This window comes from Rheinheimera sp. (assembly GCF_030690345.1).
GTDB lineage: Bacteria > Pseudomonadota > Gammaproteobacteria > Enterobacterales > Alteromonadaceae > Alishewanella.
Genome location: NZ_JAUYGV010000006.1, coordinates 131,895 through 148,264, shown reverse-complemented (window position 1 = coordinate 148,264; position 16,370 = coordinate 131,895). Strand labels below are relative to the sequence as shown.

Annotated in this window: 1 protein-coding gene (only partly in view); it reads right to left on the bottom strand. The window is 54.7% G+C overall.

The window, feature by feature from the left end; translation table 11 throughout:
* Positions 1 to 16,370: the 5' end (the start) of an Ig-like domain-containing protein gene (locus tag Q8O77_RS05430; RefSeq protein ID WP_305551831.1), read on the bottom strand. 21,139 nt of this gene lie to the left of the window's left edge; the window shows 16,370 of its 37,509 coding nt (coding positions 1–16,370); its start codon is at positions 16,368 to 16,370; its stop codon lies beyond the left edge, outside the window.

Genomic DNA, 16,370 nt, shown 5'->3' with positions numbered 1-16,370 from the left:
GTGCCGGCCGATAACAATTGTGGCCGGTCAAGATCACTGAGGTCAAACAGCAGTACCCCGCCCGCGTCATTGGCGACCAATAAGCTGGAGCCCAGCAGTTCCAATCCGATTACCCGGCCTGGCTGGGCCTGGTCCGCGCTGGTCAGTTGCAGATAACGTACCTGCTCCGGCCGTTCTGGTTTTACCAGCGCTACACCTTTACTACCGGCGGCCAGCAGCAGGTAATCGCCAAACCACACCATGTCGTATACGTTGCTGTCCAGCAGCAACGAGCGTTGCAATAGCGGGTCGAACAGGTTAATACCCAGCACCTGATGTAATTGGCCGGCATTGTCTATGCCGGGCGCTATGGTATTGAAATCCAGCAGTTCACAACCGGCTGCCGGTTGCCACTCGAGCGCCTGATACAAACCACCGGCGTACAACCAGCCGTCATCGGCCAGATACAGGCTGTGTGAGCCAGGTATTGCCAGTTTTTCGCCCAATAACACCGGATCAGCGCTGTCCAGCATACTCAGCATATTTAACGCAGCACGCTCAGCCGGTACGGTAACATTAGCACACTCCGGAATATCGGCTGTTGAGGCCCCCGGCGTTAAGCCAGCAGCAAAAACCGCGTAATCCCGTCCGGCAACGGCTGAGGTTAACGGCTCGCCACCGCGCTTCGGCAGTAACTCACGCATCAGGATCGGCATACCATTAGCTTCGTCGGAACCCAGCTGATATACACCACCGTTACCGGTTGCCACTAACACTGAATTGCGCCGCTCACCGGCCTCTGCCAACGGCTGATGATACTGCTGCAAACTTAAGGCATCAAAGCTGTAAGCGCGCGGCGTAATGCCTTCGGCCAGCATCGCCTCTTCCTGTTCAGTCAGTGGATCGCCCAACAGTTGCTTACGTAACAGCGCCATCTTCAACAGATCTTTGGCAAATTGCTCCTGCTCGGCTTTAGTAAAGTTAATAGAGGGCACACCGCCCACCAGCAACGGCTGGTGGCGGTTATTCATGTCCACACTCATCGCCAGCACCTTGTCTGGCAGCGTATAGCCATTAAAGGTCTCGTTGCTGTAACCCTGGGAAAAATAACCGCCGTCGGCAAATGCCAGGCCGCTCGAGGCATCCAGCAGCAGCTTGTGCGGCGAAGTGTTCGCCATCGCGACGCCAGACAACCGTGCCATACCGTAACCCAAAGTCAGGGATTCATCGGTAACACGCTGCTCGGCGGTACGGTTGGTGACAGTAATACGGTGACGGCCGGATGGGTTACGCGGTGCGACAAAGCGCAGCCAGTTTGACGATAATACCCGTACACCTGACGCTTTAACGGCGCCTACAGTAACACTGGTGCCTTGCTGCACGCTGTTACCCGGCTCAAAGCCACTGCCGTATAAGTCAATCCAGTCACCACCTTTAACATCGGTCCATAGCGGTAAGACGCCGGTTGCCGTCAGGGCAGCATCTACCACTACAGCACCCTGCATGCGGCCGGTGAGTACCACACCTTGCACCGGTACGCTAATATCCAGATCGTACAAGCCGGGTTGTTGCAATGCCGGCAAGCTAAAGTGCAACAGCGCCAGACGCTCATTTTGCTCACTACGCTGCACGCTGACCTGTTCTGCAACCACACCGCCAACACGGATCTGTGGCGTATCATGCCGCTGCGGCCAGCCACTGACAGTCAAAGTCATTGCCGTAGCAATGCCAGCCTGAGCACGGCGCGGCAGCACATCCTGCAACACTAACGCTTCAAGCTGCACACCGGCATAGCGCAACCGGAACTGCTGGCGGCTGGTCATTTCGTATAAGGTTAGATAACGGTCGCCGCCTAATGGTTTTACCGATTTCACCCCAGCTTGTGCCGTTAAATTCAGCAGCTGGCCAGATTGCAGATTGTTTGCGGTCAGGCGGATTTCAGCATCGTTATTCACAATAGTCGTCTGCGCCGCAATGCGCTGGCCCTGCTCATCAGTGACAACAAACTTGTTCAGGTTGTCCGGCCATAAATCAATGGCTTTGTTAAACCGCAGCCGGATAATATCGTCGGCGCCCAACAGCCGCGACAGCGGGCTGAGGCCAATTACCGTCAGCGCCACATCGTTAAAGCTCAGAATACGGTGCTGACTGCCTTGTGCCTGGCTGCCTGCAGCTAAAACACTGTAAGAGCTGGCGGTGAGTACGCGAATATCAGCGCCTTCGCTGACCAGCCCGGGCAGCACTTTTGGCGCCTTCGCATTGCTGATATCAAAGGCTTTAATACCGCTTTCACCCAGTGCCAGATACAGCAGGCTGCCATTTAACGCCACATCATACACATGGCCGTACTCAGCCAGTCTGGCCAGCACCACCGGCTCACGCGGGTTAGCATAATCAATAATCAGGGCGCCGGCATCACCGGCGGCTACCACCGCAAGTTGGCCTTGCACTACTACCCGGCTGCCAGGCAGGTTGACGCTGGATACCAGCTGTAAACCGCGCTCTGCATGATGAGCAAATAAATACACGCCGCCACTGCTACCGGCGCTGCTGCGTAATTTTCTGGCGCTGAAATCATAGTCACCGGCGGCAACCAGCGTATAGCGCTGTTGCTCACCCAGCCAGATTGCGGCCACATCTAAGGCGCTATGCTGTGCCGGCAAAGCAGCCTGTTGGGCAATATATAACTTGTTATGTAAATAAGCGTCGGCCAGTGCCAGGCCCGTTTCTGCTGCGGCCAGCGTTACGGCATAGTTTTCTGCCAACAGCCCCTTAGCAAAACGGGCGCCTAGCGGCAGCGTTTTTACCAGCGTGAGCCGGGCTATATCATCGTTGTCAATGGCGTAAACCAGTAGCTGTGCCGAGCCAGCCTCAGGCTGGCCGTCAGCATCCAAACGGGCGGCGCTGACAAAAATACGATCGTAACCACGTTCAAAATAACCGTCGATCCCCAAGGCCGCCAGGCTATCTGGCAGTGCCAACTCAGTTACCAGCGCCGGTTCGCCCTGCTGTGCCTGCTGTAAGTTGTACAGCAACACGCCACGCGTACCCGCAGCGGCAAACAGGTAGCTGGCGCTGGGGTCAAGGTATTGATCATAGATAGCACCTTTACCGTCCAGCTGATAAGCGCCCAGCATCCGGTACTCAAATGCCTGCTGCAACCGTTGTTCACGTCCATCGCGGTAGCGCACTCTGATATCCACCTTACCCAGCGAGCCGGCTGGCGTAATCACTTCAAGCCGCCCGGTATCCAGCACTTTAATACTGGTGGCAGGCACTTCTACCTCACCAAACCACAGTTGCAGCTGCTCAGTACCTGGCTCAAACCCCTTACCACTGATCGTCACCTTAGTGCCACCGCCGACGCCGCCAACAGCCGGTGTCACCGCCGTTAGCCGCAGTGGTTCCACATATTGAACTGCGGCTAATTTTTGCGTGACAAAGCCACGCTGGTCGCGCAGCTGCATGGCGGCTGCGCCGGCTTTACCGGCTGGCACCGCAACCCGGTAACTATTGCCCTGCTGCGACACCACCCGGCCGGCACGGCCGGCGATACTAAATAGCGGCTGCTGTGCAGCTTCAAGCAGGGTGACAACCACTTCACCACCTTCGGTACTTACCCGGTGCGGTTCAATCGACAAGATCTGTGGCTCGTTACCGCTGTCCAGCGCCGTGGTAAAGTTCAGCTGATAGTCCATCAAGCCTGCCGAGCGCCGGCTCAGTGGCTGCTGTGATAACTGCAGCCGGTATTGCTGCTCAGGCTGTAACGGTTGTTGCGGGATCAAGCTGACATGGGCTGGCTGTTGTGCCGACCACTGGTATTGCACTGCCGTTAGCTGGCCTTGCTCAGTACCGTCTTGCCAGTACAGGCGCGCATACTGGGTAAGGAATGTCTGTGCATCTGCCTCGCCGGCAAACGGCAGTGGCCGGTTAAATTGCAAGCGAATAGCCGCATCCAACGGCACTGCCGCTGCATCAGGCTGTGGATAGCTGTGCACCAGATCCAGCAGATAGGTATCAATCAACGCCAGCCTATTGCCTTTGTCATAGCTGGCAACGGCCACCGCATCCTGGCTAAGCAGCGCGGTTTGCCAGTTACAGCCAGCGTCACATAATGTCATCACATCCTGCAGCGGCAAGCGCTGTGGATCGGTTAAATCAAACAGTGCCAGATAGCCATTGTTCGGATCGCCACCTTTTTGCGTATTAATAAACTGCAGCGCGGTGGTTTCACCGGCGGCCAGTTGCATAGCTTTGCCCGGCAGGTTAAAGCCAAACGCCTGATAGGATTTGTCCTTGCGCCAGCTATTTGCCGCGCTTGGCCGCCAGCTACTAAGCTGGTCGCTGCCATCCAGATAGTGTTCTGACAACCAACGGCTGGCAACCTGCGGTGTTAATGCCGAAAAGCCCAGCACCGGCAATTCCGGCCGGCTTAAATCCAGCAGCACTGTACCGGTACGTGAGGCTATACCAAGATTAAAGCTGCCGCTAAGCGCCAGGCTGTGGCCGGCGATGCTGGCTTGACGGATCTGTGGCGTATACACAGTGCCGTCCAGCGTAATTTTGTCGATTACCGCACTGATAAAGGGTTCAGCCGGCGCGCTGATATTGATAACCAGTACGCTGTTATCGGTTACCGCCAATAGCAGGTTATCTTTTACCAGCAGCTGTTTTGGCGCCTCCTCTAATGGCAGCCTGATGCTGTTAACCACGGCACGGTTGTCTTCGCCCTCGCCATCCGGCAGCTGATTAACCCGATCCAGCACCAGCAAATAGACATCGCTCTCGTACGGGTAATCAATAAACGGGAAAGTAGCACCCTTAGCGCTGACATAAACATGTTCAGCTCCCAGTGCCAGTGTCTGTACTTGCAGGCTTTGCGGGAAATTGTAGTAACCCAGGCCGTGCATCGGCGCCGCGTCCTGCAACGCATCAGGGCGATAATGCACCAGCGCCAGCCAGCCCGGCGCATAGTAACGGTTGACATAGCTGGCTTCGGTAACTTCTTCCGGACTGTCCACCATCTCAGCGTTAACACCATTGCCCAGTACATAGGCCAAGCCCAGTCTGGCGTCACTGGCCAGTGCCGCTATGCGCCCCGGCGGCAGCAACAAGGGGTCAATATAGTTGGTTTGTTTACCGCTGTTATAATCCTGAATTTGCTCCATCGTCAGCGGGCGGCGGGTTTCCAGCAGACGGTTAACCGATAGGCCACCGTAGAACAACGCCTTGGGCAGTACCGAGCTGCGACCGCGCTCGTCAGTCAGCTGTAAATCAACAAAACCACGGAATTGCTGGCCAAAGTCCGGCACTCGCAGCTGCATGCGCTGGGCGCTGTATAACCGTAGCCGATCGTTATCAACCCGCTGTGTTATCGCCTGCCCCAGACCGTCATGGCGCCTGGCGGTTAGCACCACAGTGGGGCTAAAACCGTAACCGGCCAGCTCAACCACATCGTTTTCACCGCGCTGCGACGCGCTGACAAAAGGCGGTGTGACGTGCGTCAGTTTCAGCATATCGACATAAATAAAGGCGCCGGGCACGACAAGCTCTGCACTGTGTGGCTTTTTCAGCACCAGCGCGGCCGGGCCAGGATAATTCGGTACTGTTACGGCAGTAATGAGGTCAGTATCTTGCGCTGTCGCTGCGGCAACAAAACGGGTAATCCGCAGTGGCTGGCCGCCCAGCTCCAACTGCATATCGGCCGAGAAGTTACGGCCCTGAATTTCAATCTCGGTGCCACCGCCGATATCGCCCTGGCCTGGTGTCAGCGCCAGAAACTCCGGTGTTAAACCCGCTTCGGCATGTTGCGTCATAAAGCGGAACTGATAATCGGCCTGCAGCGGGTAGCCGGTTAACGGCTTGGTACCGGCGACAACAGTGACATAATAATCGGCACTGCTTTGCAGTGTTTTGCCGGCCACCAGCTCACCAATAATAATGCGTTTATTGTCACTGCCATCCGGGTTTAAGGCAAAACGCCAGGCAAACCACTCTGCCAGTTGCTGGCCAATATCAGGATGGCCCTGACTAAAGCGCACCAGCTCAGCTAACTGCTGCCCTTCTGCCAGAGCAGCAGAGAATTCCAACCGGATGCTAAGCTGTTCTGTATCAACCTGCTGCGCATCCCGCGCCGGGGTATGGCCGGTGACAGTCAGTTCAGGGAAGTCGACATCAATAATCCCCTGACGGCCTGCAGCCAGTTGCATCCGGCCCAGCGCAAACTGCACGTCAGTGGCGACAAAGTCATCAGCAGCGGTCGGCCGGTGCGTCAGCACCGGTATGCTGTTATCCGTTAAGGCTGGATTTAGCACCGCCAGATCAATGATTTCTGCCAAGCCTTCCACCGCGATACCTTCCTGGTCGCGATAAAAGGTGGTGACATAGGCTTTGTTGCCAACCACTTCAACACTGCCGGCACCGCCATTGCTGTAATCGCTGCGCCCGGCACGCAGTTCTATGGTTTTTTGTAAGCGCGGTTGCAGTGGGTCTGCAATATTAACCACATGCAGAGCACCATTGCCCTGCCAGGCGGCCATATCGGTCAGGTACAAGCTATCGCCAACAATGGTCATTTGATTGGCAATGCCGGCGGTATCCAGCGTTGCGACTATTTGTAGTCCCGGGCTGGCCAGATCAGCCACCACCAGCCCCTGATAAGAGGCGGCTATAAAGGCATAGCGGCCTTTTACCTGCACATCACGCACAAAACCATCAGGCTTGATAAAGCCGACATGGTAGGGCGCCTGTAAGTCGGCAATATTCACTACCTGCACACCTCCAGCGCCATTGGCAATCAGCGCCAGCTGACCGGCGGTGGTGACATTGTAAGTATCGCTGTAGGGTAAATCGACCTGACCGGTCAATACATAGGGTAAGCCAAACTGTTCATCTTCATTACGCTTGTGGAACAGTAACAGCTGAGCGGCTTTGTCCTGATACAGCGCGCCGGTATCCGGGAAATCTGCCATATCGCGCTGCAATTGCTTAGAGAAATCGACTTCGTTACGGCAGGTTACGCAGGTATCGGCCGCTTTAGCCGCCACGACTATGCCGTCGGAAGCAGCCAACCCGGTAATAGTACCGGCAAAAATTTCTGCACTGCCATTAATCAGTGGCGAGTGTAACCAGCGCAAGCCTTGTTCGGCAGGTTGCTCCAGCTCGTAATAATCGGCAAGGAATAGCCCGGTCTGCGGTTTATATGTCAGTTGCTCCCTGGTTAACGGTGACAGCAGCGGATCCTGGCTATAGGGCGCATGCACCGACCAGGCGGCAACCAGACTTTGCTGCTGGGCACCGGTGGCAAATTGTGCCAGCTTGCTGTAATACACCTGCCGGGCTGCATCTTTTGGCATCGCTTCCAATGGCAGCGGCGCTTTTAGCGTTGGTTGCCAGAACCTGGCTTCGCGCTGCGCCAGCGACACTTCATACACTGCCCGATACGTAGCAGTATGCGCACCGGCCTGCACTTGGGTATCAACCCGCACCCGCTCATTGGGTTTTTGCTGGCGGCTAACGATATTGCCATCAGCAAAGCTGCTCCAGTACACATAGGTATGGCGCGCCGGATCACTCGGCGCCAGCCCCAGCTGGGCGCCACCCTGATCATCGTAGCTTAGCTCGCGCTCATTTTGCGCCAGCGTAATCCAGTTACCGGCGCTGTCCTGATATTCACGGGTCCACATCTGACTCACCCGACGCTCGGTAACCGAGCCAATATCCTGCACTGTCACCATACTAACGACAGTTTTGCCCGCCGGCATAATATCGCCGCTTACAGGGCTAATATTGACAATTTTCGGCGCCACTGTGTCTTCTACCACACCGATATGTACCGGCAGGGAATAGCCAGCCTGATTTAACTTATCGTAAGCAACCGCTTGCAACACTATACCGGCGGCGTCTGTCGGCGGTGCTACTGAGGCATAAAACAGATTGTTAATACCGCTTTGGCCATCACCGCCCTGATAACTCTGGGTTAGGGTGACATAAGGCCGGTCATTTATCAGCAACTGTACCCTATCGATGCCTTCCAAACCAAGATCATCAGTCACTTCAATAAACACATCCAGCGTCTGGCCGCGAATAACAAAGCTGTTGTCATTGGCCGGTTGCACAATCTGTGCCTGCGGCGGCGTGTCGGCCACCACAGTAAGACGTCGTTCGGCAGACAATGCCGATTGGTAGCCATCAATATCAGTGGCGATGGCGCGATAGACTAAGATATCGCCCGGACTAAGCTGCTGGCTGTCCTGGGCAAAGGTAAAGGGCGCACTGGCATCTTCTGCTACCGGCTTGAAGTCCTGTTCGGTTTGCGGATTTACCGCGCGAAATAACCGGATTTTATCCACGCCTTTTTCCGCGTCAGTGGCGTTAACGCTGACAACGAAGCGACGGCCCTGCGTCAGTTCCGTGGTATTGCCCAGCGACAAGCCACGGCTGTCGAGCAACATAATACTGTCAACCACCGGCGGGCTGTTGCGCCGCAGCACAGCGTCTACCGCAGCCGATACCTTATTACCGGCGCCATCACTGGCTTCCACCTGTAAGCGCATAGCCAGTTGCTGCACGCTGTCGTCCGTAACCCCATATTGAGCAAAGCTGCCGACATCTATGGCGCCAGAATAGGGCGCCGTCAGCAGAAACTGCTGGCTGATCACTTCTTCAGCACTAAATTGGTTATCCCGATTTTTGTCTATCTGCAGCCCCAGCTTAATTACACCCACTTCGACGTTATCCAGCACCTCGAGATAATACGGTAGCTGGCCATTTTCAGACACCATGGCCGCATTTTGCGGCTGACGGATAATCAACTCCGGTGCCTGGCTATCCTGCACCACGCTAAGGTTAACCGCCGGCGTACGGACTATTCGGGGCGTACCCTGATAACGCAGTTCAGTCGCCTCAGCGCTCAGTTGCAGATCTAGTCCGGCCTGGCCATAAGGCAGTTTAACTAAGAATTCGTATGGCCAGCGCACATCACTCAGTGTCAGTGGCCCGGTAACCAAACCGTTCACAGTCAGGCTGACACTGGCGATGCCGATATCGTCTACTGCATTCACCTGCACCAGCACATTCTGGCCTTCGATAAACTGCTGGCCGTTAAGTGGCGTGGCGATTTCGGCTACCGGCACTTCGTCACCGACCAAACGCAAACTCACTGTTTCGATTGCGGTATGCTTATCCGGATCGTTAAAGCGCGCGCCATAGCTGTCCAGCGCTTCCACTTTAATACTCAACTGATTTAGTGCGGCATTGTCCGATAATGCCGGGGCTTCGAACACGTAGCTGTATGGTGCCGCAGTCAGGCGTCGTGTGCTAACCACTTCATCGCCGCGCAGCAGCGTGGCTCTTACCGAATCAATGCCAACATCGTCATAGGCATGCACATTAACGGCAATACGGCTGTGCTCTACTACTGCCGCTTGCGGTAGCGGGCTGACAATATCGACTACCGGGCGCTCATCAATTTTAAGCTGAAACGCCTGTTCCAGCTGATAACGATTGCCAGATACATCGACGGCCACCAACGACAGCCAGATATCAAACTTATCGGCGTCATTAACCACAGCACCATCAAACATGGCATACAGCTGCGCCAGCCGCGGAATAGTTACCGGTTGCTGATAAAGCGGCGTATCAATATTTAGTGTGGTGACCGCTTCAAAGTCAAAGGCCGGAATATTGTCAATAATCCGTTGCGGCGTACTGCTATAGGCTAATTTACGGTACTGGGAAGCGCTACGCATACCATAGCTTTGGTATAGCTCTATCCGCTCGACCTTAACGTTGTCAAAGGCGCGGAAGTCGAACTGCACCGTGCTGGCTTCCGTTAACAGAGCGCCGGCACCGGGCGACAACAATGCTACCTGCGGCTTAATGTCATCCGCGGCACCGATGAAGTGCAGTTCGTCAGCGCCGGTTGCCTGCTCGGTATCGGTAATTTGCGTGGTTAGCCGCACTTGCTGGTTAGCTTTAATCACCGTGGTAGGCAGTTCCAGCACCGCCTCGATAATACGAATGTGCGGGCTGTTGCTGGTGGCAAACTCATCGGCGATGGCCGTGCCATAGCGTGCTTCGTAATCATCATAAATCTGTTCCAGCGCCACCCGGTCGCTGTCACGCAGTTTATTGAATGCCGTTGCGTTGGCGCTGAGAATACGCATTGGCACGCCGTCGGCAAAAATAGTGACCGGCTGTTTTTCTAAACTGCGATCGTCAGTGGCCAGCATGCGCACCAGCAGGTTAAAGCTACCTGCGGCAATATATTGCTGTTCGGCCGGGCTGACAATTTTAATGCCAGGTGCCACATTGGCCTGCGGATGTACGATAAAACGGAAGCTGCGCTGCTGGCCGGTATTGTCAGTAACCACAGCTTCATATTCCTGGCTTTGGTTAAAACTAAAGCGTAGCTTGGGCTTGCTGTTTGCACTGGTGATCAGATCGGCGTCACAGTTGACGGCAAAATGCTGGTTGAACTCATTCACCCGACCGCCATCAGCCAGCAAACGGTCAATAACAAAGTGCTGCAGGCCGGTATCATCCTGCAACTGAAATGTCATGCTAAAGTCGGCACCGGAGCGCACCCAAAATTCAGCATATTCCAGCCGGGCCCGGTCAATAATGTCACGGTGGGCACTGAATTGCTTTAACGCCAGTTCGGGCGGCAAATTCTCCAGTACCGGTAACAACAGCTGCTGCTGAGTCTGATGCCCCATGCGATCAGTGGCTGTTAACAGCAATGACAACTCACTGCCCGCTGCCAGCGTGGCTGGCAACTGCACTTTTTGCTGTTGACGTTCACTAAATAAGGCTACGCCATGTTGCGATACCAACTCGTCGTTAAGTTGTAATTCCAATGCAGCCAGATGTTGTGCATTATCACCCAGCAAAGCCTGTAGCGATAATTTTTGCCCGGCAATAACCACAGATTCGAGCCCGGGCTGGCTGATTTGTAACTCAGGTACTTCACTGTCTACCGCCACTGGCGTATTCAGTAACGGCGTCTGCAAGGTCACGCTGTCCAAATTGCGATCCAGTGCCACGGCAAATAACTGCAGGTGCTGCGCCAGCGCCGTTAATGGCACCAGTTCGTTGGTCACCTGATACACGGTATTGTTGTGCTCGCCGGTAAAGTTGTGCAAGGCACTGAAGGCGATAAAGGCACTGCCACTGGCGGACAGACTATCTGCCAGCTCTATACCCAGCCGCACAGAACGGCTACTCACAGGTTGCAGGCTGACACCATCAACTACACTGTCGACAGTCTGCTGATTGTTCAGCGACAAATGTAGCTTTTGTAGCTGCGGGTGGGGCACACCGGCCAGCGACTCAATACTCAGCATGGCCTCAGCTGTGTCGGCGCTTAGTACTTGTTGCAATAGCAAACCAGTGGCAGCACTCACCCGGTGTTCCTGCCACATAGCAGGACACTGACTGCGATTAAGCCAACGCAGCACAAATTGCCAGTCGCCGGCTTGCTGCAAACGCAAGGTACTGCCCAGCGTCAAATTGGCCAACCCGGCCGGTTGCGCACTTAACTGCTGCGCATCAACACTGAGCAACAGCTTGTCGTTGCTTAGCAACTGCCAGCTGCTGTCTGCTTCGGGATAACTGATATTGAAATTCAGGCTCGCTTGATTATTTTGCTGTACCTTGTCAGCCGTGACGCTGCGCTGCTGGCCGATACCAGATAACGAAGTCAGTAAAGCTGCGCCGAGTACCGGCTGCTGGCTGCTGGCGTAATCGTCTTCGAGTAATAATTGGTAATAACTGTAGCCACCCCGAACCGGTTGCACCGGCACAGCACGTTGCAGGCTGATGCGGGCAGGTTGATCCGGCACTATGCTAAAGCTCAGCGTTTTGCTGCTGCGGTTGTTATTGATATCCCAGGCTTCTATTTCCAGCCGGATGTCTTTGCCTTGCTGCGGGATCGGCGCAAAATCTGCCAGATCAAGGATTAGTGCAGATTGATCGTTCTCTGGCACCACGCTGATACTGGCGACTGCCAGACCTTCGGCAGCTGCCAGTGGCTGATCTGCCTGCCCGGGCCAGTAAATACGGTAACCGGCCACCGCCAGATTATCGCTGATATCAACCTTAACCGACACTTTTTGCCGTTCAACCTGATTCCCCAGCGGCGACTGCAGCTGGATTTGTGGTGCTTGGCGATCTGCCAGCAAGCTGACATCAATAGCCGCTGACTCAGTGCTGTTAACGCCCTCATCGTCGGCAATTAACATAAAGCGGTATTGCCTGTCTTGGGCACCCCATAAGGCAGGCGGGATCTCCAGCTCACCTTTTACTTCCAGCACCGCTATCTCGCGTACTATGGTAGTGCCGATAGTAACCGGATTAGGCACGGTTACCGAGCGTACGCTGCGTTTCTGGCTTAAACCGCGCCACGCTATGGCAGTATATTGGCCATCAGCATCAACCAGTACCGGGCGGACATCACGCACATAGACATCATCGCTGGCAGTCGCCTGCACGCTGAATGTCTCACCCTGTAGTAATACCTGTGCCTCTGTCGGTGCTTGCAGCACTATGTCTGGTGCTGTGGTGTCATTGATGACTGTTAGCTCAGCAATATCATTGTTGCTGACACCAAAGTTATTGGTTGCCGTTGCTTTTAATGTTAAAGCCTTGCCATCTGGTACATGCGGCAAACGCAGATCCAGATCAAAACGGCTGGTTTCTTTGCCTGCATCAGACGGGTTAGGGGTATTGTTCAGCGTTTTTTTCAGCAGCAGTTGCTGATCAGCCAGTAGCTCTACCGTCAGCGTCTTCACATAGCCCTGATCGGCAGCGTTTACGCTAACTGCAAATGCTTCCCCCTCCATCAGTGCCGTGCCGGATGCCGGCGACAGTATACTCACTTCAGGCGCGCTGGCGGCTGTCACAGCGTATTGCCACTGCCGCTCACTGCGATTACCAAATTTATCTTCAGCATGCAGTGTAAGTGTTAGCTGCTCCACCTTGCCGACGCTATAGCTGGTGGTCTCGGTAAAATTATTGGCCTGGCCGGTCAGGGTTTTCTGCACTACGCCATTAACGCTGAGCGAGGCTTTGCTGATCGGGCTTAAATCTTTTACCGCCCACTGGATATTGATCGGCTGCTCTGCCGTTAATACGCTGCCCGGAACCGGTGCATTAATGCTGCTAAGCGGGCCGTCATTATCAGCTGTTAGTGTTAGTGGCATAGTGCGCGCAGCAGATGTCTGGCCGGCGCTGTCGGTTGCAGTGGCTTCAACAGTCAGGCTTTGTTGGACATTGGCCAATGCCAGTGTACTAAAGTCGACACTGAACTGTGCCAAGCTGCGATTCGCTGCAACCAGGCCACTGTCAGCGTTTTGCTCAGCCTGCCACAATACAGTCCCGTCGGCGTTTAACAGTCTTAATGCCAGCGCAGACACAGCGATATCGTCAACGGCAAATACCGAAAATGTCAGTTGCTCAGCAGCAGTCAGTTGTTGGCGGCTGCTACTTAATTCGGTCACTTCCGGTGCGGCATCCGCTATTACAGCAATACGACGCAGGTCCTGACTTTCATTGCCACGCTGATCCCAGACTTTGACGCTGACGTCATAGTGATCCGGCCCTTGCTGCTGGTGACTATAGGCCGGTACTTCGGTCAGCAGCAACACAGAAAATGCATTGCTGCCACCGGGGATTTGCTGCAACGCCACATCCTGTGCCGACACCACATCGGCGGCGTTGCCGGTCAGCGCAAAACGGTTGCCCTGTTTGCGTAAACCACTGATCTGATACCCCACGGCACCGACATTGTCATAACCTGATACCTTCAGCGCAATCTGCTTGCCTTCAATAACTTCAGACACCGCCACTTCGCCCTGACGCCGGTTCACCGCCGGTGAGACAAACTGCGTCACGGGAGGTTGCTCATCCTGGCTCAGGGTGACTTCTACCGTTTGGCTTTGTGCACGCTGGCCGGCGCCATCTGTCGCCACTACGTGTAAACGCAAAGGTTGGGCACTGCCCTGCAATTGCGGGCTTTGATAAACATAGCGATACGGTGGTACCACTGCCGTACCTTGCTTTTGGCCGTTTACATAGAATTCAACGGATTTTACTGCGATGTCATCTGCTGCCGCGGCCATAATTTCAATCGGCAAGCCAGCCACCCAGCTGCTGCCCGCAACCGGCTGGGTAATAGCCGCGGTGGGCGGTTGATCCGTTTTGATTTTTAGCCGCACCGGCTCTGTCTGCGTTTCCCGGCCATGAAAATCAGTCGCGATTAACTGTAACGATTGCACCGAGCCCAATAGCTCAAGTGGGATATTCAGCGCAAAGCTTACTTGCTGCGCCGCTATGCTGGTTGCAGACTGCTCAATTGCGATAGGGTCCTGAATGCGCTTGGTAAATACTTCGCTATTGTTAAAACGGGCGCTTATTTGCGTACCCGCCAGCAGAGTATCATCACTGACGGTCAGCACCACGTTCACCGGCTGTCCTGCTACCACATCCTGATCCTGCTGTGGCGTTTGTAACACCAGCGTCGGTGGCTGATTTTGCTGAATACGGATCAACCGGGTTGCACTGTCAGCCTGATTATTACTCATATGAATACGGGCAAACACCGCTCTGGAGGTTAGCTGCAATGACGACAAGGGTACCTGATCGTCCAGTTGCCATAACTGGAACATATGTTCTTCGGTTTTACCCGGACCGGTTGCTACCTCGCGGATCACAAAGGTTGGCCTTGCCGCCTCACCTACTTTGTTGCCATCGAGAAAATACTCAACCCGGACTATGCCGGTGTTAACATCTGCAGTGCGAATTGGCCCTAAAGGTATCGCCAGCTGATAGCGCATCGGCGACTGTTCTACCAGCCGCTGATTCTCGGTTGGAAATTCAAACTGATAGTCTGGTATTGGTGCAGCTTCCGGTAGCACTACCTGAGCCTCTGCCCGTGCCATCACTGAGCGCTGGCCGGCACTGTCGGTCGCAATCGCAGAGAATTTAAGGCTTTGTCCCAGCATGTCTTGCGATACCGGTATCGTTACCTGATACGGCGCTTGATAAAGCTGCGCAATTGACAGCTCATTTAAAAACACTTCAACTTTGTGTATTGCCACATCATCCAGCGCCGTAATCTCAGGCACCAGCCGGCTATCCACTTCAACCTTAGCCGGTACGTTAAGCTGCAACTGCGGTATGGCATCGCTGGCAGAAACGGCAACTTCACCACGAATTTGCGGATTGGCAGAGAGTTCAGCGCTGAGCATAAAAGGTGCGTCGCTACTGACTGGTTGCAGCGCTGTCAGGCTATCAGCATGCAGTTTCAGTAAACCCCGCGCTGTTTGCGGCAGTGACAGCGTTACCGGGTAACGGTCACCCAGCGCCGCCGTAGTGCCATCATCAAACAATGCCAGTAGTGGCGGCAAAGTATAGGCCTTATTCAGGCTGGCCAGGGCAACGCCCTCACTGCCGGTATCAAACTTCAGACCTGACAGCCGTTTAGTCAAGTCGACCGTTACCGGCACAGTCAGCGCTGGCAAGCCGTAATATTGTACGGTGATATCTGCCTGTACGTTGCCAACATCAGAGCTGACATACACTACACCGTCAGCAGTTACTTTCACTTTGTCCGGCAGTGACGAGCTGTAGCTGACACCTACTCCGGCACCCCCTGCCAGAGTTTCACCACGAAACTCATAGTTGATGTACGGCAATATCGTCATGGATTGCAGCACATCATTGATCACCAGCTGCTCAGGGAATACCCGCCAACTAAGCGGCGTTTCGCTGACCTGATCACCGGTATATTCAATTGAAGACACAGCCGCTCTGTTACCAAAGGCGTCCATCGCGTAGGCATCTATTAACACTAAACCGTCACGGGCGATTTGCTCGGCACTGAGGCTGGCAGACAACGGCAGGCGGATTTCAAACTCTTGCTGTTGATTGGCCTGAGGATATAAACGCTGCACACCCTGACTGGAAGCAAAAGAGCTGCTTTTTGCCAACCCCAGCACACCACCGGCCTGGCGTAGCGACGACGCGGTAATACCGGCAACGTCTACCGCAACATAAGCAATGTCACTATCGTCTTCTGCGAGCAAGCGGACAACCAGTTGTTGCGAGGTTTCGTTTTCTATTGCTACCTGCACGATCTGCAGGCGGGGGCTATTGGTTTCAGCGCTGAATTGTTCACTGTAGTGTTGTGAGGTGCCATCTTTCCAGATCACATTTACTGTGGGCTGGTTATTTGCACTCGGCCAACTGAAGCGGTAAGCACAACGCAGTCCGGCAACATCTTCATGCACCGGCTGTAAACTCACTGCTGGTTGTGCAACCAGTTGCACCTCAGCAATGGCGGGGCAATCAGTCACTGAGAAACTAAATTGCCACTCGGCATCAGCAGACAA